Below are 21,752 nucleotides of genomic sequence, written 5' to 3' on the forward strand. Positions count from 1 at the left end.
GACCCGCACTCGCGCCGGCCCCGTCAGAGTTCGAAAGTGCGCGTCACCGCGATCAGTTCGCCGTCCTCCCGGATCGAGGCCACCTTGTCGCCGGGGCGGGACCGGAAGCCGGGAGCCGCGGCGAGGTCGTGGGTTTCATCGATAGCGGTCACCCGGGTCCGGGTAACGCCCGGGGTGCGCACCGTGATGTCGACGCCCGCCGCCGGTAGATCACGGAATCGGATCTCGCCCGGCCAGGTATCGGCCCGGACGCCCGTGACCTCGAGTTCGACCGGCGCCGCCCCGGGAACAGCGGCGACCACCCGGTCGATCCGATGGTCGAAACGCAGCACCAGAGAGGTGGCCGCGCGCGGGGACCGCACCCGCATCGTGACGGTATCGCCGTCGCGACCGCGAGTCTCGATCGTCGGGCCCGGTAGTGCCATCGGCTCCGCTGGACCGGTCCACAGTGTGCCGCGCGCGTATCCGGGCGAGAGACGGGAACGGTCGGTACCGCGCAGGAATTCGCGGGACCAGTCGTCCGGTTCGGGGTCACTGCTCACCCAGTCGGCTGCGCCGGTATCGGCGTTCAGCACATAGGCGAGGTGGGCACGGCCGGGGTGCTGGTCGTCGAAGGTGTCCACGACCGTACCCGCGGCGATCACCAGTATCGTCGCGGTCGCGGCCACCACCGGCACCGCGACCGCGACCCGGCGACTGGCGCTGTCCGCGGGGAGCACCAGTTCGATCAACGGCAGCACCATCACCGCGAACAGCGCCGCGCCCGCCGCCGCGGCCCCGCCCAGGGCCAGCCCGACCCCGTCGGCCAGACCGCCGACCAGCGGCGCCAGCAGCGCGGCGGATACCAGCGAGCCCAGCGTGAACACCGTGACCGGCCACAGGCTCCACCGCACCGGCAGCAGCGCCGCCAGCGCGCCCAGCGCCGCGCACAACGCCGGTAGCGCGAACAGGAACGACACCCCCGGCGCCACCACCGCGCACACCACACCCAGCACCGCCGGCCACACCCACGCGCCGACCGCCGGCGCGACCGCCCCCAACCGGCGGCGGACCGCCGGATACCAGACGACCACCGAGACCGCGGCCAGCGCGACGAGTGCGCACTGGTAGATCAGCGGACGATGCAGCAATCCGCCCATCTGCGCGTAAGCGGGACGCAGCCATACCAGCGCCCACCACATCCCCTGCCCGAGCAGTGCCGCCGCGCCCAGTGGCACCGCCACCGCCGCCGCGCCGAACAGCAACTGCCGGACTCCGGTCGAACCCCGGCGGCACACCACCGCCGCCACCGCGCCGACCAGCGCCAGGGCCAGCAGGGCAATCGGCAGGACCAGCGCGTTGGAGTAGGTGATCATCACGCCGGCGAGCCGGAAATAGGTGGCGTCGTGATCGGATCTCAGCTCGGCCAGATCGCTGTCGCCCAGCGCGCGGGCGAGGTGGAGCATGTTCTCACCATGGTGTTGCAGGCTGCGCGGATCCAGATTGGCGATGGTGTCGCCGGCGGTGTGGTAATAGGACGAGTTCTCGATGTAGGCGAAATTGAGTCCGGTGTACCCGGCTTTCGACAGCGCCGTGAAATCGGTGGAATTCGGCATCGTCCGATACACCTCCACCAGCGACGAGTCGCCCCGGGGATGCGGTACGGCGGCGGCGAACAATGCGACCAGCGCGGCATTGTCCGCCGAGGTCTCGAACATCAGCGACGGCCCGCTGACACCGCGCGCCTCCCAGTTGAGGACCACCGCGTTCGCCGGTGGATGATCCCGGACGAACGCGTCGGCGCCGAGCAGGCCGTCCTCTTCTCCGTCGGTGAACAGCAGTACGAGATCGTTGCGCAGACCCCCCTGCCCGGCGATCATCGCACCGACCTCCAGCATTGCCGCCACGGCCGCCCCATCGTCGGAGGCGCCCGGACCGGTGGCGGCCGAATCGTAGTGGGCGACCAGCAGTACCGACCCGGTGGGCGCGCGGCCGGGCAGGGTGGCGATCACATTGTCGACCCGGCCGAATGTCGCGAGTCCGGCTGCGGCCCGGGCACCGACGCCGTGCTGCGTCCGCACCGAGAAGCCTGCCGCCGCCAACCGGCCGGTGAGGTAGTCCCGGGCCCGGTCGCTCGCCGGGCTGCCCAGCGGGCGCGGCTCGGTCGCGAACCGGTTCAGGTGGGTCATGGCCCGTTCGGCACTGAACCGATCGGCCACCGCGGCCGGGACCGGCTGCGGGCCGCGTCCTTCGGCGACCACGGTGACCGCTGCCGCGGCCAGCAGCACGAGCAGGGCGGTGAGCCCCGCGATCACCCGGCGTGGGGATTCGATCAGTCTCGCGATCACGATGCGACATTATGCGGCCGTATTTCGCCGGGCTCGAACTGATCCCAATCGTTGACAGGTAGGGGCCGCCGGCGCCGGTCCGGCGCACGCGAAGCACCCGGCCACCTGTTATCCGGTACGCGATCCGCCGCCGCACCGACCCCCGCGGAATCGAGCTGTCCGGGCAGATCCCCGGACAGCGCCGCGCCGCCCGGATTCCGCGTTGACCCCTACACCACTCGCGTACGCACAGAAACGGGAGACGATGGCACCGAAACTACATCTCGGCGTAGCGCTCGACGGAGCGGGCCGGCATCCGGCCGCGTGGCGGGAACCGAACTCCCGGCCGGCCGAACTCTTCAGCCCCGGATACTGGATCGACTCGGCCGCGACGGCCCAGCGCGGTCTGCTCGACTTCCTGACCATCGACGACAGTCTCGCGGTCCCCGGCGATCGCCGCGCACCGGCCGACGGTGCTCTCGACCGCGTCCGGGCCAGGATCGACGCCCAGCTGATCGCCGCGCGACTCGCGCCGGTCACCCGGCATATCGGTCTCGTCCCGACGGTGACCACGACCCATACCGAACCGTTCCACGTCTCGACCGCGATCGCGACGCTCGACCATATCTCCCGCGGCCGGGCCGGCTGGCAGGTCAGGGTATCGGGCACCGCGGAAGAAGCCGCCCATTTCGGCCGCCGCCCGTTACGCGAACTCGACGCCGCCGAACTGGCGGAGGTCCGGGCCACCGGCACCTTCCCCGGCTTCGTACACGACCGGTTCGCGGAGGCCACCGACGCGGTGGAGGTGGTCCGGCGGCTGTGGGACAGCTGGGAGGACGGCGCCGAGATCCGCGAGGTGGCCACCCGGCGTTTCATCGACCGCGGCAAACTGCACCACATCGATTTCCAGGGCAGCTATTTCAGCGTCCGCGGGCCCGCGATCACACCGCGGCCACCGCAGGGCCAGCCGGTGGTGACCGCACTCGCGCACGCACCCTTGATATACGAATTCGCCGCGCGGAGCGCGGATCTGGTATTCGTGACCCCCACCGGCGAAGACGGTCCCACGACGATACTCGGACAGGTCGCCGCGGCCGCGGCGACGGTGGGACGGACGGGCGAGCCCCTCCGGGTCTACGCGGACCTCGAAATCTTCCTCGATACCGCCGCGGCGACCGGACGGCAGCGACTGGCGCGTCTCGATGAAACGGCGGGTATCGAATACACCTCGGACGCGGAGATTTTCGCGGGCAGCGCCGACGAGCTCGCCGAACTGCTCGTCGACTGGAGCGCGCGGGGAATCGATGGTTTCCGGTTGCGTCCCGGGGTCACGGCCGACGATCTGCCCGCTGTCGCCGACACTCTCGTTCCAGTCCTGCAGCGCCGCGGGGTGTTCCGGACCGGCTACCCGGACGGATCACTACGCGCGCTGCTCGGTCTGCCCACCACCGTCCCCAACCGCTACGCGACCGCCTGAGCGAGGAAATCCATGAGCACCCCCCGTAAACAGGTCATCCTGGGCGCCTACCTCGGCGGCGTCAACCATCACACCGCGTGGTGGCATCCGGACGCCGGTAGCCAGATCGATTTCGGCAGTTTCGAACACACCGCCCGCACCGCCGAACGTGGCCGGTTCGATTTCTTCTTCCTCGCCGAAGGGCTCGCACTGCGCGAACGCGCGGGCAAGATCTTCGATCAGGACATCATCGGCCGTCCCGATACCTTCACAGTGCTGGCCGCGCTGGCCGCCGTCACCGAACATCTCGGTCTGGCGGGCACGATCAACGCGACCTTCAACGAGCCCTACGAGCTGGCCCGCCGGTTCGCCAGTCTCGATCATCTGTCCGGCGGGCGGGCCGCCTGGAATGTGGTGACCTCTTTCGACGCGTTCACCGGCCGGAACTTCCGGCGGGGCGGCTTCCTCGACCCGGCCGACCGTTATGTGCGGGCCGAGGAGACCTTGAACGCGGTACGCGCGCTGTGGGATTCGTGGGAGCCCGGCGATCCGGTCGCGGACAAAGCGTCCGGCCGGTACCTCGCCCGCGCGGAGGCCGGGGCCTTCGCTTTCCACGGCGCCCAATTCGATATCTCGGGCCGCTTCACGGTGCCGCGCAGCCCGCAGGGCAGACCGGTGATCCTGCAGGCCGGCGTTTCGCCGCAGGGGCGTGATTTCGCGGCCGCGAACGCCGACGCGATCTTCTCCCCCTACGGCAAATTGCCGGAGGCCGCGGAGTTCTACCGCGATATCAAGACCCGGGCGGTGGCCGCGGGCCGGGCGCCCGGCGATATCAAGATCCTGCCCTCGGCGAGTTTCGTACTCGGCGATACAGAGGCCGAGGCCGTGGAGAAGTACCACACCGTCCGCGACGAACAGGTCACCGGGCAGACCGCGCTGATCCTGCTCGAGCAGATCTGGAACCGTGATCTGTCCGGCTACGATCCGGAAGGCCCGGTCCCCGGGATCGACCCCGATCCCGACGGCCCCCCGATCATCCAGGGGCGCGCATTCCTGCATCAGGATCGCTTCGCCACCGCACGCCGCCTTCGCGAGGTCGCCGCGGCGAAGAAACTCACGTTGCGCGAAGTGGTGATCGACCAGTTCGAACGCGGCCCGCTGGTCGGCACCCCGGCCCGGGTCGCCGAGCAGATCGACACCTTCGTCCAGGGCGGCGGTTCGGACGGTTTCATCCTCGGATCCCATCTCGTGCCATGGGGCCTGGACGAATTCGTCGACCGGGTGGTTCCGCTGCTACAGGACCGCGGCGTACTGCGCACCGAGTACACCGGTACCACCCTGCGTGACAACCTGGGCCTGCGCTCACCCACGGATCAGGCCGAGGTCTCCTCGGGTTTGGCCTGAGCCATCTTCAGCAGCGTCGCGTGCAGGGTGACTGCCGGTTCGCCGGCGCGTTTACCCCGCAACTCGAATTCGGCGAAACCGTCGATCAGCGCACACCGCGGGTCCAGCAGCCCGATCCCGATATTCGGGCCTCCGCTGAGGGAACCGGCCATCAGGATCCGCCAGGCCTCCTGACGGGCCCGGTAGCCGCCTACCTCGTCGAGCGCGGCGGCGAATGCGCGGACCACCGCCGCGTGCACCGGCCGGCCGGTGTCATCGGATCGGCGGAAGCGCCTTCTGGTCTGTTCGGGGCCGGTTGTGCGCGCCTCGGCCAGCTCGGCCCGTGCCAAGGTGATCCACACCTCGGGCAGGTCCGCCCCACCCGATTCGGCTGTTTTCTCACGTTCCCGGCGGATCGTATCCTCGCGCTGCTCGGCGATTTCGATGCCGTACAGCGGGACCGGGTACTTCCCGAGCAGATCGTCGAGGGCCACGCCTATCTCGTGGACGACAGCGGCATCGATCCCCGCCGTCTCGAAACCGCGGCTCTCCAGACCGTGCCTGCGGGCCATCTCGTGGACCAGCCGCGTCACCCCGGAATCCCGGTCCCGCAGCGGCACCGGCGCCACGGTCCGTGCTTCGGAAGCCGGCGCGGATTCCGGCGTACGGGGATCCGCCACCAGCTTCAGCGGCACGGATGCCGGCGCGTGCTGTGCCGGATCGGCGGAGTTCGGCTGTCCGGCGGCCGGCCGGGCCTCGTCGTCGACCAACAGCGCCAGTTCCGGCGGCGATTCGCTGGCCCGCGATACCGGCACATCACGCTGTGCGCTGCCCGGTAGCGATTCGGCGGAGCAGTCCGGTGGCGCGGGCCGGTTCCGCTCCGGCGGCGCCTCGGGTGTGATTCGGGCGATCGCGGTGAACAGGAACTCGGGCAATCCACCACGATCCACCGCAGCGGATTCGCGTGACTCTTCCCCGCCCGGGACGGTCGGCAGTGTACTCCCGGAATCGACGATCCGCGGATCGTTCCCGGTGCCGGCGACCGGCGGGAAAGATCCGATATCGAGTAGCTGCGGGGGGCGTCGGGTCTCGCGGGCCGGACCGGCCGCTTCCGCTGCCATCCTCGGCGGCGGGCCGGGCGGACCCGGCACGCCCTGCCCTTCCCCGGCCGCGCCGGCGATCTCGTAGGAGAACAGGCCGGGTAGCGGTTCGGCCGAGGGGGGAGCCGGCGCGGAATGTGCCGGTTCGGCCGTCGGCGTGGTGACCGCGGGCGCCGTCCCGGGCACCTGAGGTCGCACACCGGCGGGAGTCGCGGTGGTCTTTTCCGCGGCCTCGGCGGCAGACGGCAGCGGAGGTGCGGGGGCGTCCGCGACGGCCACCCCGGCTGCGCCGGCCGAGCCCGGGTCGGCGGTATTCGCCCGTTTCCGCGCCCACGGGGTCGCCGCAGGCCGGCGTACGCGTGCGGCCGAGCCGTGGGTCCGCGCGCCGACAGCACCACGGTTCTCGACCGGGGCACCGTTACCGGAGGCCGCGGACCGGTCAGGAGCCGCGGCGGTGCCGCTCCGATCCGAGGCCTGCTCCGCCGAGGCTATGGCGGCCTTCAACTCCCCGGTGACCCGGGAGGCTTCGGCGATCAGTGTCTCCAGTGTCGATACCAATGCGCGTAATTCGGCCGCGTCCACCTTCGGGCTCTGGCTCACAGATGTCTCCGCAAATCGTCACAGCAGCCGGACCGGACCGTGCACCGGTTCGGCCCACATCGACGGTATGACACGCACTGACATGAAAACAGTTTGTAATGTCGAGGTGCGAAGCGCGAGCTACCACGACTCTCCCGGCTGGGAAGTGCGCGAGCCGGTCCGGGATTCGCGGGACCGGCGGCGATGGAGTCGGACGACAGGTAGTGGACCGCGCCGCCCGGCGGGCGCTGCGCGGGGACACCGGCGGAGATTCGCAGCCCCACCGGAAACCGGAAGCCGAGCGCATCGCCCCGGTCTGCGCGGCAGCGGCGGAGGCAGTCGGCGCGCGCGGTGCGCCGGGGACGCTTCTGCGAGGATGGGGGTGATGGTCGATGTGCTGAACAGGAATCGTGTGGTGGTGACAGGGCGGGACCGGTCCCGCACCGGATGAACGGCGCGGCCACCGCCGTGAACTCCAGCATGTCCAGCTCTACCGACGAACAGCGAGGGAAGAACCAGCGATGCCGAAAATCGTCGTGTTCGGGGCCACCGGCTACACCGGCCGCCTGATCGCCGAGACCTTGGTCGCCCGAGGCGGCGCACCCGTGCTGGCCGCCCGCAACGCCACCGCGCTGGCGAAGGTGGCCGCCGACGTCGGCGGTGCCGAGACCGCGGTCGCCGATGTGACCGATCCGGACTCGGTACGCGCGCTGTTGGGCCGCGGCGACGTCCTCGTCACCACGGTGGGGCCGTTCCTGCGCTACGGCGGCCCCGCGCTGGCCGCCGCCCTCGCGGCGGGCGCGCACTATTTCGACTCCACCGGAGAAGGCCCGTTCATCCGCACGGTCTTCGACCACGACGCGGACGCCCGCCGGGCGGAGATCGGACTGCTCACCGCGTTCGGATTCGACTATGTGCCGGGCAATCTGGCCGCGGCTCTCGCGCTGCGCGAAGCGCCCGGAGCCGTACGCGCCGATATCGGTTACTTCATCGACGCCCCCGGCACCAGCGGCGGCACCCGGGCCTCCATGGCGGGCATGCTGTTCGAGAACGGTTTCGCCCTGCGCGACGGCCGGATCGTCACCGAGCGGACAGCCGCCAGGGTCCGCAGCTTCCAGGTCGAGGGCCGGAAGCGCACGGGCGCGTCCGTACCGGGTTCGGAGCATCTCGCCCTCACCCGGTCCTACCCGCAACTACGGTATGCCGACGTCTACCTCGGCCTGCCCGCCGGAGCCGCGCACGGACTCCGGGTCACCTCGTTGCTCGCCGGTGCGGTCGCCCGGGTGGATCCGGTGAAGCGGCTGGCCGAGGATGCGCTGACCCGCGTCGTCAAAGGATCCACCGGCGGCCCGGCACCCACCGCCCGGGCCCGTACCCGGACCTGGGCCGTCGCCGAGGTATCCGACGACGCCGGCGAGGTCTTGGCGTCGGTGACGCTCTCCGCCGGAGACCCCTACGGTTTCACCGCGGGGATTCTCGCCTGGGGTGCGCTCACCGCGCTCGACGGTGGCCTGCGCGGTACCGGGGCGCTGGGCCCGGTCGAGGCCTTCGGTCTCGACCCGCTGGCCGCCGGTGCGGCCGAAGCCGGACTGACCGGGTAACAGCGGCCGGGATCGAACAGCCACGGCACCTCATCGCCGGATCCCGATCGCGCCACATACCGGCGCCGCCCAGGACAGCTCACGCGAATAGGCGATGTGCTCGTCCAGTCCCGCTGCGATATCACCGGGCAGATCGACCGAACGGCGCTCCTGTAGGTCCACGTGGATCAACAGGATCTCCAGTGTGTTCGCGATCCGGCCGCGGCCGGTATCGGCCAGGAACATCATCATGTGGACCGCTTTGGCGCTCCGCTCGAGGAACCGGCCGGCCACGGCGAACCGGTCACCCTCGTGTAGCTCGCTGTAATAGGCCAGATGATGCTCGGCGGTGAACACACCCAGCCGCCGGCGGGCCCGGTAGTCGTCATCGATACCCACCGCACGGACCAGGGCATCGGCGCCCGCGGACCCCCATCCGAGGTACTGCACCACGTTCATATGGTCACCGCCGGCGAGTGTCTCGCTGGTGACCGTGCCGGCAATCTTCTCGGGCAGCGCCGCTACCTCGTTCGCGGTGGGGAGTTCGATCATGATCGTGATTCTCGGAGCGGGGACGCCGGTTGCGGACGGAAGCGTCCACTCAGCGGAATCCTGCGGTCACAGGTCCGCCGCGGACCGCATCCTCGGGAGTCGGACAGCGCACCGACGCACTGCCCGCCGATTCCCGACAGGAGCCGCCCATGTCCGATCTTCAGCGATACCGTGATCGCCGTGTCCTCATCACCGGTGGTGGGTCCGGTATCGGTCAGGCCACCACCTTGCGCATACTGCGCGAAGGCGGCCGGGTGGTCGCCGTGGATATCAGTGCGGCCGGACTGGCGGACACCCTGGCCGCGGCCGGCACCGACCGGGAACGGCTGACCACCTCGGTCATGGATATCGCCGACGAGGAATCCGTCCGGTCCGGCGTCGCGGACGCCGTGCGGCTGCTCGGCGGCCTCGACACACTGGTCAACGCCGCCGGTATCCTGCGCTCGGCGCATTTCGAGCAGACCTCGGTCCAGGAGTTCGAGCAGATCCTGCGGATCAATCTCGTCGGTACCTTCCTGGTCACCCGCGAATCCATCGCGGCGCTGCGGACCGGAAACGGTCCGGCGGTGGTGAATTTCAGCTCGACCTCCGCGGCATTCGCACATCCGTACATGTCGGCCTACGCCGCGTCCAAGGGTGGTATCCAGGCGATGACCCACGCGCTGGCGATGGAGTTCGGCGCGCAGGGCATCCGGTTCAACGCGGTCCAGCCGGGTTCCATTTCGTCCGGGATGACCGACGGCTCCGGCGCGTCCGGGCAGAGCACCGGACCCGGGCTGCCCGCGGACGCGAATATCGCCCTGTTCGCGAAGGCCGCGCCGGCCCTGCCCCTCCCGGGCGGCGTACCGTTCGCCGGACCCGATGCGGTGGCCGCGGTCGTGGCGATGCTCGGCTCGCCGGATGCCTATTTCGTCACCGGGACCGAAATGCGCGTCGACGGTGGTTCACATATGTGAACCACGGCCGGACTGTCGCGTTTGCGCCGGGTACCGTGCGGGTAGCCGACAGAACCGGAGGTGGTGCCGGGGTGAAACGGCGTTTTCGCAGGTTGAGCACACGAGTGCTGCGACGCGCCGAGGCCCGGGTCGCGGTGCGGACGCTGCGCGCGGCGTGGTCGGACCAACTGTCGGACTGGGCTGCCGCGCTGACGTACTACAGCATGCTGTCGCTGTTCCCGGCCCTACTGCTCACCGTCGCGGTACTCGGGCTGGTCGGTCCGGAACCGAGCGGTGCGCTGGCCGGTGCGGCGGGTCATCTCGGCCCGGAGGGCAGCGGCACCCTGCTCGCCGATTCGGTACGCCATCTGCAGCAGGTCCGATCGTGGTCCGCGCCGATCGCGCTCGCGGGACTGGTCTCGGGATTGTGGACGGCATCCGGCTATATCGGCGCGTTCATCCGGGCCGCCAATGCCCTGTACGGGGTGGTGGAGAGCCGCTCCTGGCAGAAGACGGTGCTGCTGCAACTGTCGTTCAGCGCAGTGCTGATCCTGATGCTGGTCTTCACCGGTCTCGGTGTCGTGGTGACCGACGGGATGGCCGGTCGTTACGGCGGCCTGTTCGCGGACCTGCCGTTCGCGCACGGTGCCTGGATGATCCTCGAATGGCTGATACTCGCTCTCGTGGTGAGTTTCGCCCTTTCGCTGCTCTACTGGGTCGCGCCGAATGTGACCGGACAACCGTTCCGGTGGCCGTCGGCGGGCAGTGCCATGGCGGTGGCCCTCTGGCTCGCCGGTTCGGCCGGTCTGTCCTTCTATGCCTCGCATTTCGACTCCATCAACAAGGTCTACGGTTCGCTCGCGGCGGCAGTTCTGTTCCTCCTCTGGTTGTGGGTCACCAATTTCGCGATTCTGCTGGGAGCGGTGGTCGATGCCCAGCGGTCGCGGCGGCCCGTCGCACCCGAACCGGAGCCGGAGGCCGGACCGGAGGACAACGCGGTCCCGGGCCGAACGCCGGCGTAGTGCACACGAAATCTCCACAACTGGCGCCCGTTCTCTCCACACGCACTGGCTAGGCTCCCCGAGCATGGAACAGAACGCACCGGCAGGGGGAGCGACGGCGCGGCGGATCCTGGTCGTGGACGACGAACCCACCATCGCGGAATCTGTTGCCGCACGGCTGCGCGCCGAGGGCTTCACCGTCGATACGGCACACGACGGGCCCACTGCGGTGACGGCGGCGAACGACTTCGCGCCCGATCTCGTGGTGCTCGATGTGATGCTGCCCGGCTACGACGGGCTGGAGGTGTGCCGGCGTATCCAGGCCGAACGCCCGGTTCCCGTCCTGATGCTCACCGCGCGGACGGACGAAACAGATCAGCTCGTCGGACTCGGCGTCGGCGCCGACGACTACCTCACCAAACCGTTCTCGCTGCGGGTCCTCACCGCACGCGTGCACGCTCTGCTGCGCCGGGTCGACCGCGCCGGCGCGCACAGCGGCACCGTCACCGTGGTCGGCGATCTGCGCATCGACGCCGACCAACGACGGGTCTGGCGGGACGGTGTCGAAGCCCAGCTCACGCCACTGGAGTTCGATCTGCTCGCGCGGCTGGCCCGGCGACCGCGTGCGGTACTCGCCCGGGAGCGCCTGCTCGAGGAAGTATGGGACTGGGCCGACGCCGCGGGGACCCGGGCGGTCGACAGTCATATCAAGGCATTGCGCCGCAAACTCGGCGCCGACCTGATCCGCACCGTCCACGGTGTGGGCTATGCCCTGGAGACCCGATGACCGAGGATATCGCCGCGGGCAGCGCCACCGATCGGCGTGCGATCACGTACGGCGTACGGCGGATGACGGATCGGCTGGCGGCGAGCCTGCCGCGGCCACTGGACCGGATCCGTTCCGTCAAACTGAAGCTGGCCGTCCTCATGACCTTCGCCGGCGGTCTCGCCTTCGGCTGGTTCAGCCTGCGGATCGGCTGGCTGCCGCCGATGACCACGCTCACCGCCATGGTCATCGCGCTGGTGTCCTCCCAGTTCCTGGCCCACGGCATCACCAAGCCGCTCCGGGAGATGACCGCGGCCGCCCAGCGGATGGCGCGAGGCGACTATACGAGCAGAGTGCGCGCCTCGTCCCGGGACGAGGTCGGGCAGCTGGCCGAGGCCTTCAATCGGATGGCGGCCGATCTCGCCGCCGCGGACCGGCAGCGCCGTGATCTGATCGCCAATGTCTCGCACGAACTGCGCACGCCGATCACCGCACTGCACGCCGTCCTGGAGAATCTGGTGGACGGGGTATCCGAGCCGGACCCGGGAACACTGGAAACCGCTCTCGCCCAGACCGAACGGCTCGGCCGGCTCGTCGCCGAACTCCTCGATCTGTCCAGTATCGAGGCGGGCGCCGTACCGCTGGAACGCGAAGAGCTGAGCATCGCTGCCCTTTTCGCCGACGTGGTGGCCGAGGCCGAGGTGACCACGGCGGGCCTGGGCCGCGGTATCCGCTTCCACAGCACGGTCGCCCCCGGTACCGGCACCGTGTACGCCGACCGGGCACGACTCCACCAGGTCCTGCTGAATCTGCTGGACAACGCCGCCCGGCACGGCCCGGCCGGCGGCGAGGTCCGGCTCCGCGCCCATAGCGTGGGCGGTGACACCGTGCTCGATGTCGACGACGACGGCCCCGGCATACCGTACGCGCAACGAGAGCGCATCTTCGACCGTTTCACCCGTGGTGGCCGGACCGACGGCGGCGGTACCGGACTCGGGCTCGCCATCGCGCGCTGGGTGGTCGATCTGCATCACGGCCGTATCGCCGTCATCGACCCCGGCTCGCGGATCCGGGTGGCCCTGCCGGCCACCGAGTCCCGCAACCACTGAACTGATCTCCGCTCCCGAACCCCGGCTGCCGATCGGCTCCGGGGGCGATCCCGCACACCCACAGGAGGACGACCATGCCCGAACGAGCCACTCCGGACGGCACCGCAACCGGAACACAACCAGCTGAATCAGCCGTGGACACCGCAGAATCGAACGCGCGAGAGTCCGATCCGCAGGACGCCGACGCCGAGGCACCCGATGATGCGGCCGCGCCGGTGAGCTCCCCGTCCACCACAGGTCTGCGCACCGAGAAGAAACCCGCTGCCGACGGCGGGCCCGGAGGCCCACGGCCGGAAGCCACCGGCGACCACACCGAGGCGACCGGCGCGAGTCCCGGAAAGCCCGCGCAGCAGCACCGGCCCGGCACGACGAAGGCCCCGGCGGACCGGATCCGAACGCCCGCACCGGCGGCCCGGCCGCGCCGGCCGCAGGTGGCCTACCCGGCGGGGGCGCTGCCCGCGGTGGTGATCGCCGGGGTGGTCGCGGCCGTCACCGTACCCGTCGACGGGCCCGGAATCGGCTGGCTCCTGGCGGGGACCGTCGCGGTGGGCGCGGTGACCGCCGTCCACCGCCGGGCCGTTCGATCCGCGGCGGCGGAAGAACCCGCCGTACGGTCCGACCGGGGCCGCCTGTGGTGGACGGTCGCGGCCCTGGCCCTGCTCTCGGTCGGCGCCTTCCGGGCCGCCGGATGGTTGTTCCTCCTGTGTCTGGCCGCCGCGGCGGTGGCCGGATCGCTGGCGGTGGTGGACCGGCGATCCGCACGGGGCTTGTTCCGCGACGCGGTAGCCGTCCCGCTGGCCGCGGCCGGCGCAGTGCGGTGGGTGTACGACGCGCAGCGCGTCCTGTCCGAGGGCGCCGGGTCCCGGCGCCGGAACCTCGGTGTATCCGGGGCTGTCACCGCCGGATTGCTGGTGGTGTTCGTACCACTGCTGGCCGGCGCCGACGCCACCTTCGCCACCTGGGTCGATGCGCTGGTGCCCCGGATGGACGGCGGCACCCTCACACGCTGGGCCGGCGTATCCCTGGTCGTGGGCATCGGGTGCCTCGGCGCGGTGTACCTGCTCGCCGGGGCCGCGGCGGACAGTGACCGGCGGACCGGTGCCGGGCGCAGAACACTGCGGCGCGCGGAGTGGAGCCTGCCGGTCGGTGCGCTGACCGCGGTATTCGCGCTGTTCGTCGGAGCGCAACTGATGGCCTTGTTCGGTGGCGACGATTACGTACAGCGCACCGCGGGCCTCACCTACGCCGAATACGCCCGCGGCGGGTTCTGGCAACTGTCCGCGGTGACAGTGCTCACCCTCGCGGTCATTCTGCCCGTATTGCACAGGGCCGCAACGGATTCAGCGTCGGACCGCCGGTGGTTGCGCGGATTGCTGTGCGCGATCAGCGGTCTCACGCTGGTGATGATCGCCTCCGCGCTCGGCCGGATGTGGACCTATCAGCAGGCCTACGGTTTCACCGTGCTCCGGATCCTGGTCGGGACCTGTGAACTCTGGCTCGGCCTCGTATACATCCTGGTGATCGTCGCCGTTCTGCGTCTGCGACTGGCCTGGCTGCCCCGGGCCGGCGCGGCCACCGCCGTCGCCGCACTGCTCACCCTGGCCGCGCTGAACCCGGAGGGCCTGGTGGCACAGGAGAACATCGACCGCTGGCAGCGCGGCGAGGACATCGATATCGATTACCTCGCCGGGTTGTCGGTCGATATCGTCCCCGCGATCGATCGCCTACCGGCGGCGATCCGTCTCGACCTCCACCATCGGCTCGGATATCAGCTCGACGGCGATACCTGGAACAGCTGGAACCTGGCCCGCGCGCGGGCGCGCTGATCGCGGCGGGCCCGGTTCCGGCGGCGGAGATCATCCGGCCTTACGGCCTACCGCACCGTAGAGCGATACCTTCTTGTCGTGGCTCTTCGGATGTTCGATACCGGGGTTACGCCACCGGTGGATCACCTCAACACCCGGCTCCACCAGTTCCAGCTGATCGAAGAAGCGCGCGACTTCCGCCCGGGTCCGCGGGCGCACCGGAATCCCGCGGTCCACATAGACCTGCAGCAGCCGTGCCATCCCCTCGGGATCGTCGGGGCCGTCGTCGAGTTCCGTCGTGACATGTGACATCGCCAGATAGGAACCCGGCGCCAACGGCTCCATCAGGGTGTGCACGATGTCGTAGACATCGCCGGGCACGAAATGCAGCAGGGCCATGAGCGATACCGCGACCGGCTGCGACAGATCCAGTGTCGCTTGCAGTTCCGGCGCGGCGAGAATGGACTCCGGCTGCCCGGCATCGGCCTGGATATAGGCGGTGCGGCCCGGGCCCGAACTCACCAGCAGGGCGCGCGCGTGCGCGAGCACAATGGGGTCGTTGTCGACGTAGACGACCCGTGATTCCGGCGCCAGCCCCTGGGCGACCTGGTGCAGGTTCGGTGCGGTCGGGATCCCCGTGCCGATATCGAGGAACTGGCGGATACCCTGCTCGGTGAGGAAGCGCGTGGCGTGGCGCATGAACTCACGGTTCGTCCGAGCGGTCAGGCGGACCGCCGGAAAATCCTGTAGTGCTTGTTCCGCGGCGGCCCGGTCGGCATCGTAGGAGTCCTTGCCGCCGAGAAAGTAGTCGTACATACGGGCCGGATGAGCCACATCGGTGCGAAGGTCGATAGAGCCGTCGGACACGGCGAATTCTCCTTGTGATGTCGAGATCTATTCTCCCGCAGGTATACCGCATCCGAGTAGGGCGCCCGACATGATCCGGCAGATCGATACGGTGCGGGTGTCGACGACGAGGTCCACCGCACCGATCCGGTCGTCGGCGCGTATCTCCCGGCGCCTCGAATACCCGGCCGGCGCCCGGGGCCCACCCGGGAATCGGGAATCTCCGGCGCCGGAAGATCGCGCACTTGACCTTGACACTGTGACAAGGTCTTCACTGAGCGCAGGAGGTGGTTCCCATCAACTCGTCACCCGATTCACCGGCCACGCGCCTGCTCGCGGCGCTCGGTGCCACGGACTCGTCGGTGCGGCTGCGCGCCGCGCTGGCGGCCGGCACCGGCGCCGACCCCGGTCATACCGCCGCGCTCGTCGCGCGGTGCGCGATCGAACCGGATTTCTTCGTCCGCGATATGCTCACCTGGGCATTGACCCGGCTCCCTGTGGAGATCACGGTGCCCGTACTCCGCGCCGAACTACGGTCCGAACGCGCGCAGGCCCGGAGCCAGGCATTGCACACCCTGTCCAAGATCGGCGACCGGACCGTATGGCCGGCGATCACCCGGTCGTTGCTGCGCGACGCGGACGACGAGGTCGCGCGCAGCGCCTGGCGGGCCGCCGTCGTCCTCGTGCCGGCGGGAGCCGAAGCCGGCCTGGCCGCGGAACTGGCCGCCCAACTCGGCCGGGGCGACCGGACGATGCAGCTGAGCCTCAGCCGGGCCCTGATCACGCTCGGCGAAGTGATCGAACCGGCCTTGCAGAAAGCTCTGAACGGCACCGATCCGGTGGTGCGCGCACACGCGCGGGCCACGCGTCTGCTGCTACACGACCCGGAAGCCGCGTTCGAACCCGCCGTCGACGATGCGAAACGGATCGTCGCGCTCGGTCCGGAACACGCCGGTGAAGCCGCATGCTGATCGGTGAGGTCGCGCGCCGCTCGGGGGTGAGCACCCGGATGCTCCGGCACTACGACTCCCTCGGGCTGGTGCGGCCGACCGGCCGCACTGTCGGCGGCTACCGCGAGTACGCCGCCGAGGATATCCGCCGGATCTTCCATGTGGAGAGCCTGCGATCGCTGGGTCTGTCGCTGCGGGAGGTCGGACGCGCCCTGCGCGACCCCGCCTTCACACCGGCGGCACTGGTCGGCGATCTCATCCGGCGGACCGAGGAACGCCTGCGCCAGGAGCAGGAACTACTCGACCGGCTGCGGACGGTCGATGTGTCGGCTCCGGACGGCTGGCAGGGCGTGCTGCGCATGGTCGAACTCCTGCACGGCCTCGAGTCGCCGCACGCCGCGCGGCGCCAGCAGGCCGTCCTGACCTCGGCCGAGGACGTACCGGTATCCACCGAGCTGCTGGCCGGAGCCGTACTCACCGAATCCGATCCCAATGTCGCCGGCGCCCTGCGCTGGGCCCTCGCGCGGGCCGGCGGTGACGGCGTCGCGAGAATGGTGGCCGGTCTGTCGTCGGAGAACGCCGATACCCGGCACCGCGCGATCCTGGCGCTCGCCGAGATATCCGGCGCGGCAGCGAGTTCGGCACTGGTGGCGGCCCTCGAGCACACCGACGCGGCAGTCCGGCGGCGCGCCGCCCTGGCCGCGGGCGGACGCGGCGAACCCACCGCGATCCCGATACTCGTCACCATGGTGGTCGAGGGCAGCAACGATGTGGACGCCGCCGAGATCCTGGGTACCCTCGCCCTGGATCCCGTTCTCGGACAACGAGTCATGAGTGCACTCACCGCGGAACTCACCGTACGGACCGCCGACTCCGCGGTGCGGATACGCCTGGCCCAGGCATTCGCCGAGATGCCGGGGACCCTCGCCCTGGACGCCCTGCGTGACCTGGCCCGGGATCCCGACCCGGCCGTCGCCCTGATCGCGTCGGCACTCGCCGGAGTGCTCGCAGAACGCTCGGCCGACTGACAGATCCCCAGCGCGCAGATCGGCACGAGTACCGGTAGAGCGCGGTTGTGCGCCGGTGGCCGGGATACGGCGTACCGAACGGCGGAACAGTGCCCTGAACTGCACGGATAAACGCAGGTTTCGCCACGGCCGAGCTGGGCAACCGGGGGCCATGGACGCCGAGAACCGGACACCCGGAAACTCACCGGCCGACACGGGCGCGCCGTTACCACCACACGCCCGGGTCGCACCGGCCGATCTACGCCGCTTACTCGATACGGACGATCCCCAGGCCACGCTGGTGCTGGTGGAGGGGCGGATCCGCGTCGAGACCGATGCCGAGGCCGCCGCGCAGGGTCTGCCCGTCGTCACCCGGGCCGCGCTCGCCGAACGGGTCGGCGCGAACCCCGACGATCGGGCACTCACCCTGCAGGCGGCCGAACTCGATACCGAGATCCGGGATGCTCGGCGCCTGAACTCGGGACTCTCGATCCCGGCCCGGCGCGGCGCCCCGCCCAGGTGGCTTCCGGTGCGGGATCCGCCGGGCGCGGAGCAACGCAACGAGCGGTGCGGGCCCGGCTCGCACCGGACCCGCACGCGGGAAGAGCAGATACTAGGCCGGCACCCGCTTGGTGGTCCGCCGGAACGCCCAGAGCACCACCAGCGCGGCCAGCACCGTCAACGGTGTCCCCATCGCGATTTTGGCGACCGCCAGCCAGGTCGTCGAATCGGCGAGGTACAGCCATTCCTTGACGACGAACCGGGCGCCGAACATCGCCGCTACGGCGAGGGTGGCGATATCGTGCGCGCGCAGTGCCACCGGGTCCCCACGCCAGTCCCGCGCACCGCCGTGCACGAGATTCCAGACCACGCCCGTCAGCGGCCGCCGGATGAGGACCGAGGCGAATGTGACGACGAACCCCGCCAGTGCCACCCAGATCCCGAGCACGAAGAAATCCTTCGCCGACCCGGTCCACGCGACGATTCCCACCGCGATCCCGATACCCAGCAGACCCCCGATCGCCGAGGCGAAACGCTCACCCCGCACCAACCGGAACACGGTGAGCGCCAACCCGACCGCGAGTGAGATCCCGATCGTCACCGGCAGCGGCAACACCGCGTTCGCCGCCACGAACACCACCACCGGCAGGGTCGAATACACGAACCCCATCGGGCCGCCCATCTGATCGAGCAGTGTCGGCTTCTGCTCGGCGACGCCGGTCTCGGCGACCGGCTCGAGACCCGCCGTCGCAACCTCGTCGTTCTCGGTCCGATCGAAGCGCTGCTCCGTCATGGTCATCCCGTCCTCCCGTGTGGTTGTCGAGCTCTTCCCCATGAAAAACCATGCCGCAACGGCACACTCAACCCCGCGCGAGCGGTCTATCCGGCCATACGCCGGCCCTGCTCATCGTCTGTGACACGGCGCCCGCGGAAATGCCCTGGTCCCCGCGCTGCGTGGAACCTCCCGGGTAGGCTCCACGCCGTGAATACGGAACAGGACGGCGGTACACAGGTCGAAGTTGTCCGGGTCTTCACCGATGCGGCGGGGCAGTGGGGCAACGCTCTCGGGATAGCGCGGGCCGGTGATGTGCGGGGCGTCGACCATCAGGCGCTGGCCGCCCGGCTGGGTTACAGCGAAACGGTCGTCGTCGAATCCCCGGAACGCGAGACCGCCCGGATGCGTATCTACACTCCGGCCGTCGAACTCCCCTTCGCCGGTCATCCCACTGTCGGAACCGCCTGGTGGCTGGCCGACCAGGGCACTCCCGTCGAAACCCTCGCGGTACCCGCCGGACCGGTGACCGTCGACTCGGCCGCCGGCCTCACCTGGGTGCGGGCCCGCGCGGACTGGGCACCGGATTTCACTTTTCACGAATTCGACGACCTCGAACTGCTCCGCACGCTGCACCCCGCCGATTTCGACAGCGGCCAGCACTACGTCTGGGCCTGGACCGACCGTGAGCACGGCGTCGTACGTTCCCGTATGTTCGCCCCCGCCATGGGTATCGCCGAGGACGAGGCCACCGGCGCCGCCGCCATCGCCCTCACCGCCCGCCTGGAACGCGGCCTGGACATCACGCAGGGGCAGGGGTCGCAACTGTTCACCCGGCACGACCCCGGCGGGTGGATCCACCTGGGCGGGCGAGTGGTCCCCGACCATCCCGTCGTCATCTAGCCCGGCCCTGCTCGAGTTCCGGGTCCCGCCGCACGCCGGAGGCGGCCGCTGACTTTCCCAGACTCGGGAACATCCGATAATCGACATGTGTCGAGACTGTCTGCCAGGGTGAGAGCGAGGTGCGTATGAGCCCCGAGGGCACCAGGCAGATGGGTGATCTGCACGACCTACCGGACTGCGCGCCCGCGGGTTTGCAGGCACTGGTCGGTCTGGCCGAGGGAATCATCCAGGAGCAGATCGAACTGCTGGGGTCCGGCACGCCGTCCAAGGCACCCGACCTGCGCGAACTACTACGCGACGAGGGAATAGACAAGCCCGAGGACCAGTCGACGATGATCACCGAGTACACCAACCACAAGACCGAGGTGGAGAAGGTCAGGTCGACCTACGAGGCCGAGGACGACGGGATCGTCGTGAAGACCGCCGGTATCGGCAAGGTGGTGACGGACGCTTACGACGCCATCGACGCCTCGGTGAACGATCTGAACGACAAGATCGACGCCGCCCGGGCGAACCACACCTGGACCGATGGTGAGGGGAAAGTCCAGCACGGTGTGTCCCAGCACCTGATAAACGGGGTGTTCACCGGGGTCTGGACCACTCTGGACACGACCTACGAACAGGTCCGGGGCGTATCGGACCAGGCGGCAGCAGCCGCCGTCACGATCACCGACGACGAGCCGCCCGTCTCCCCCATGCGTGGCACGACCGGCGTCCAGCCGGCGGCGTACAACGGTCCGAGTGCCGGGCGCACCCCGTGGAGCTCAGGTCGGGCCGCCGCGGTGAACCCTCCCAAGGCTCTCAGCCCCGGCGAGGAGCGCGATCTGGTGTTGAAAATGATGGATCGGCTCGTCAACCAACTCGGTTTCACACCGGCACAGGCGGCCGGAATCATCGGCAATGCGAAACACGAGTCGAACTTCAGCACCACGGTCGTGGGAGATCTCGACCTGGCGGACAAAGCTCATGGGCTTTTCCAGTGGCGTGGCGCACGATACGCGGGGCTACAGAAATTCGCGGCCGAAAACGGTATGGATCCCAACGCGTGGGAAACCCAGATCGACTACATGGCTGCCGAATTGCGCAACAACAACACCTATCAAGAAGCCGAGAATCTGATCGACGCGAATAAGAACGACCCGAGTAAGGTCGCGATGTACTTCGATGAGAAGTACGAGATAAGTTCGGGCAGTACGACCCCACAACGCCAGCAATACGCGGTCGACACCCTGAAGACCTGGGAGGATACCCAGGCCGCGGCCGTCTGAGCCCCTACGCCGAATGTCGAACGGTGAATTCCGGTCGGTGCGCGCGAGTATTTTCGCGGCATGTCGCCAAACCTGGCCGATCCGGCCCACGGAGTTCCTCTCACCGAACGCGCACTGGAACGGGTGCGCTCCGATCCGGGTGCCTCCGTCCTTTCCTACGCTTCCATCCCTTGGGTCTAGGTAAAACTGCTGGCACGATACGAGTGGTTCGATACCGACGGCAATCTCACCCCGCGTCCGTTGCACCGTATCGTGGCCGACGAGATGGGGGAATTCCGGGCGGCCGAGTTCCACCCTTTCGCCGGCGAACTCTGCGCGGAATTCCCTTTCACCCATTCCTGAAGCTGCCCGCCACCGAACCGCGCAGTACCCGGCCCGCCGGACCGATGCGGCTCGGCAACCCCCGCGACGGGCGGGCGAATGGCGCGGTCGGCCGGGCGGTTTTCGAACCCGGCTGGCGCTGGTCGGAGCATGTCCGGCCGATCGCGCAGACCGAAAGCTGCCAGGCGGCACACACCGGATTTTGCGTTTCGGGCCGCTCGGCGGTGGTCATGGACGACGGCGAGAAGCAGGAGTACGGACCCGGCGATTTCATGATCATCCCGCCTGGGCACGACGCATGGACCGTCGGCGACGAGCCCTGCGTCGTGATCGACTGGCAGGGTTCGGCCGATTACGCCAAGCGATAGCTGCCCTTCCTCGCCGTCGCGACCTCCTCGAACACGGAGACGAGCCGATGCAGCCCTACACCGCCGGCGCCCGAACCCGGGGACCCGCGACCTCACCGCGGCCGGCCGGTGGCCGCGGACACGTTGCGCGGCACCGTGATCGGTCCGGCGTCGGCGCAGCAGTCCCGGGCCGCGCCGACACCGGCAGGCCCGGCGGGTTCCGCGGTGGTGCCCGCCCGAGACCTTCTACGCGACGGTCTGCCCG

The 21,752-nt window shown here is 69.7% G+C and carries 18 protein-coding genes; 13 read left to right on the forward strand and 5 right to left on the reverse strand.

The genetic code is table 11. The annotated features are described in order from the left end of the window. Nucleotides 1–23 precede the first annotated feature (23 nt). Nucleotides 24–2,327, reverse strand: coding sequence for a M28 family peptidase (locus ACWEWT_RS06995; protein WP_452557000.1), 2,304 nt, complete (start codon nucleotides 2,325–2,327; stop codon nucleotides 24–26). Between the two features lie 244 nt (nucleotides 2,328–2,571). On the opposite strand from ACWEWT_RS06995, the gene ACWEWT_RS07000 reads away from it, so the two are divergent. Further along, entirely contained in the window at nucleotides 2,572–3,783 is a 1,212-nt protein-coding gene (locus tag ACWEWT_RS07000; RefSeq protein ID WP_452557002.1) for an LLM class flavin-dependent oxidoreductase, read from the forward strand. Nucleotides 3,784–3,795: 12 nt separating this feature from the next. Beyond that, nucleotides 3,796–5,166, forward strand: coding sequence for an NtaA/DmoA family FMN-dependent monooxygenase (locus ACWEWT_RS07005; RefSeq protein WP_452557004.1), 1,371 nt, complete (start codon nucleotides 3,796–3,798; stop codon nucleotides 5,164–5,166). Here the strand turns inward: ACWEWT_RS07005 and ACWEWT_RS07010 are convergent. Beyond that, a complete protein-coding gene (locus ACWEWT_RS07010; protein ID WP_452557006.1) occupies nucleotides 5,136–6,845 on the reverse strand; it encodes a hypothetical protein in 1,710 nt (569 codons plus the stop codon). The genes ACWEWT_RS07005 and ACWEWT_RS07010 overlap by 31 nt on opposite strands. A 500-nt stretch (nucleotides 6,846–7,345) precedes the next feature. Between ACWEWT_RS07010 and ACWEWT_RS07015 the strand changes: the two genes are divergently transcribed. Next, a complete protein-coding gene (locus tag ACWEWT_RS07015) occupies nucleotides 7,346–8,425 on the forward strand; it encodes a saccharopine dehydrogenase family protein (protein WP_452557008.1) in 1,080 nt (359 codons plus the stop codon). A 30-nt stretch (nucleotides 8,426–8,455) separates the two neighbouring features. Here the strand turns inward: ACWEWT_RS07015 and ACWEWT_RS07020 are convergent, their stop codons facing one another. Continuing rightward, nucleotides 8,456–8,956 (reverse strand): thioesterase family protein, encoded by a 501-nt coding sequence (locus tag ACWEWT_RS07020; RefSeq protein ID WP_452557010.1) that lies wholly within the window; start codon nucleotides 8,954–8,956, stop codon nucleotides 8,456–8,458. Nucleotides 8,957–9,105: 149 nt separating this feature from the next. Between ACWEWT_RS07020 and ACWEWT_RS07025 the strand changes: the two genes are divergently transcribed. From ACWEWT_RS07025 to ACWEWT_RS07045, 5 genes are all read left to right on the forward strand, one after another. After that, nucleotides 9,106–9,912, forward strand: a complete 807-nt coding sequence (locus ACWEWT_RS07025) for an SDR family NAD(P)-dependent oxidoreductase (RefSeq protein ID WP_452557012.1) — start codon at nucleotides 9,106–9,108, stop codon at nucleotides 9,910–9,912. Nucleotides 9,913–9,983: 71 nt separating this feature from the next. Then, entirely contained in the window at nucleotides 9,984–10,913 is a 930-nt protein-coding gene (locus ACWEWT_RS07030; protein WP_452557014.1) for a YihY/virulence factor BrkB family protein, read from the forward strand. Nucleotides 10,914–10,977: 64 nt separating this feature from the next. Further along, nucleotides 10,978–11,679, forward strand: a complete 702-nt coding sequence (locus ACWEWT_RS07035) for a response regulator (protein ID WP_452557016.1) — start codon at nucleotides 10,978–10,980, stop codon at nucleotides 11,677–11,679. Between the two features lie 62 nt (nucleotides 11,680–11,741). Continuing rightward, a complete protein-coding gene (locus ACWEWT_RS07040; RefSeq protein ID WP_452557697.1) occupies nucleotides 11,742–12,767 on the forward strand; it encodes an ATP-binding protein in 1,026 nt (341 codons plus the stop codon). A 134-nt stretch (nucleotides 12,768–12,901) separates the two neighbouring features. After that, entirely contained in the window at nucleotides 12,902–14,593 is a 1,692-nt protein-coding gene (locus tag ACWEWT_RS07045) for a DUF4153 domain-containing protein (protein WP_452557018.1), read from the forward strand. A gap of 30 nt (nucleotides 14,594–14,623) precedes the next feature. On the opposite strand, the gene ACWEWT_RS07050 is transcribed toward ACWEWT_RS07045, so the two are convergent. Next, nucleotides 14,624–15,439: an SAM-dependent methyltransferase gene (locus ACWEWT_RS07050; protein ID WP_452557020.1), complete on the reverse strand. Its 816-nt coding sequence runs from the start codon at nucleotides 15,437–15,439 to the stop codon at nucleotides 14,624–14,626. A gap of 266 nt (nucleotides 15,440–15,705) precedes the next feature. On the opposite strand from ACWEWT_RS07050, the gene ACWEWT_RS07055 reads away from it, so the two are divergent. Together ACWEWT_RS07055 and ACWEWT_RS07060 are read left to right on the forward strand one after the other, a co-directional pair. Then, nucleotides 15,706–16,389: a HEAT repeat domain-containing protein gene (locus ACWEWT_RS07055; RefSeq protein ID WP_452557022.1), complete on the forward strand. Its 684-nt coding sequence runs from the start codon at nucleotides 15,706–15,708 to the stop codon at nucleotides 16,387–16,389. Beyond that, entirely contained in the window at nucleotides 16,383–17,396 is a 1,014-nt protein-coding gene (locus ACWEWT_RS07060) for a HEAT repeat domain-containing protein (protein WP_452557024.1), read from the forward strand. The genes ACWEWT_RS07055 and ACWEWT_RS07060 overlap by 7 nt, the downstream gene beginning before the upstream one ends. 592 nt (nucleotides 17,397–17,988) lie before the next feature. Here ACWEWT_RS07060 and ACWEWT_RS07065 read toward each other — a convergent pair. Further along, complete coding sequence (locus ACWEWT_RS07065; protein ID WP_452557026.1) at nucleotides 17,989–18,675, reverse strand: DUF3159 domain-containing protein; 687 nt, start codon at nucleotides 18,673–18,675, stop codon at nucleotides 17,989–17,991. 183 nt (nucleotides 18,676–18,858) lie between these two features. Here ACWEWT_RS07065 and ACWEWT_RS07070 point away from each other — a divergent pair, with 183 nt between their 5' ends. From ACWEWT_RS07070 to ACWEWT_RS07080, 3 genes are all read left to right on the forward strand, one after another. Further along, entirely contained in the window at nucleotides 18,859–19,551 is a 693-nt protein-coding gene (locus ACWEWT_RS07070) for a PhzF family phenazine biosynthesis protein (RefSeq protein ID WP_452557028.1), read from the forward strand. A 125-nt stretch (nucleotides 19,552–19,676) separates the two neighbouring features. After that, nucleotides 19,677–20,819, forward strand: a complete 1,143-nt coding sequence (locus ACWEWT_RS07075) for a phage tail tip lysozyme (RefSeq protein ID WP_452557030.1) — start codon at nucleotides 19,677–19,679, stop codon at nucleotides 20,817–20,819. Nucleotides 20,820–21,205: 386 nt separating this feature from the next. Next, nucleotides 21,206–21,508: a cupin domain-containing protein gene (locus tag ACWEWT_RS07080; protein ID WP_452557032.1), complete on the forward strand. Its 303-nt coding sequence runs from the start codon at nucleotides 21,206–21,208 to the stop codon at nucleotides 21,506–21,508. Nucleotides 21,509–21,752 lie beyond the last annotated feature (244 nt).

This window comes from Nocardia sp. NPDC003963, assembly GCF_053605105.1.

What these genes read in the sequence shown, in the direction of transcription:
- ACWEWT_RS07000 (WP_452557002.1), top strand. Translation starts at nt 2,572, where the DNA reads ATGGCACCGAAACTACATCTCGGCGTAGCGCTCGACGGAGCGGGCCGG.
- ACWEWT_RS07005 (WP_452557004.1), top strand. Translation starts at nt 3,796, where the DNA reads ATGAGCACCCCCCGTAAACAGGTCATCCTGGGCGCCTACCTCGGCGGC.
- ACWEWT_RS07015 (WP_452557008.1), top strand. Translation starts at nt 7,346, where the DNA reads ATGCCGAAAATCGTCGTGTTCGGGGCCACCGGCTACACCGGCCGCCTG.
- ACWEWT_RS07020 (WP_452557010.1), bottom strand. Translation starts at nt 8,956, where the DNA reads ATGATCGAACTCCCCACCGCGAACGAGGTAGCGGCGCTGCCCGAGAAG.
- ACWEWT_RS07025 (WP_452557012.1), top strand. Translation starts at nt 9,106, where the DNA reads ATGTCCGATCTTCAGCGATACCGTGATCGCCGTGTCCTCATCACCGGT.
- ACWEWT_RS07035 (WP_452557016.1), top strand. Translation starts at nt 10,978, where the DNA reads ATGGAACAGAACGCACCGGCAGGGGGAGCGACGGCGCGGCGGATCCTG.
- ACWEWT_RS07040 (WP_452557697.1), top strand. Translation starts at nt 11,742, where the DNA reads ATGACGGATCGGCTGGCGGCGAGCCTGCCGCGGCCACTGGACCGGATC.
- ACWEWT_RS07060 (WP_452557024.1), top strand. Translation starts at nt 16,383, where the DNA reads ATGCTGATCGGTGAGGTCGCGCGCCGCTCGGGGGTGAGCACCCGGATG.
- ACWEWT_RS07065 (WP_452557026.1), bottom strand. Translation starts at nt 18,675, where the DNA reads ATGACCATGACGGAGCAGCGCTTCGATCGGACCGAGAACGACGAGGTT.
- ACWEWT_RS07075 (WP_452557030.1), top strand. Translation starts at nt 19,677, where the DNA reads ATGAGCCCCGAGGGCACCAGGCAGATGGGTGATCTGCACGACCTACCG.
- ACWEWT_RS07080 (WP_452557032.1), top strand. Translation starts at nt 21,206, where the DNA reads ATGCGGCTCGGCAACCCCCGCGACGGGCGGGCGAATGGCGCGGTCGGC.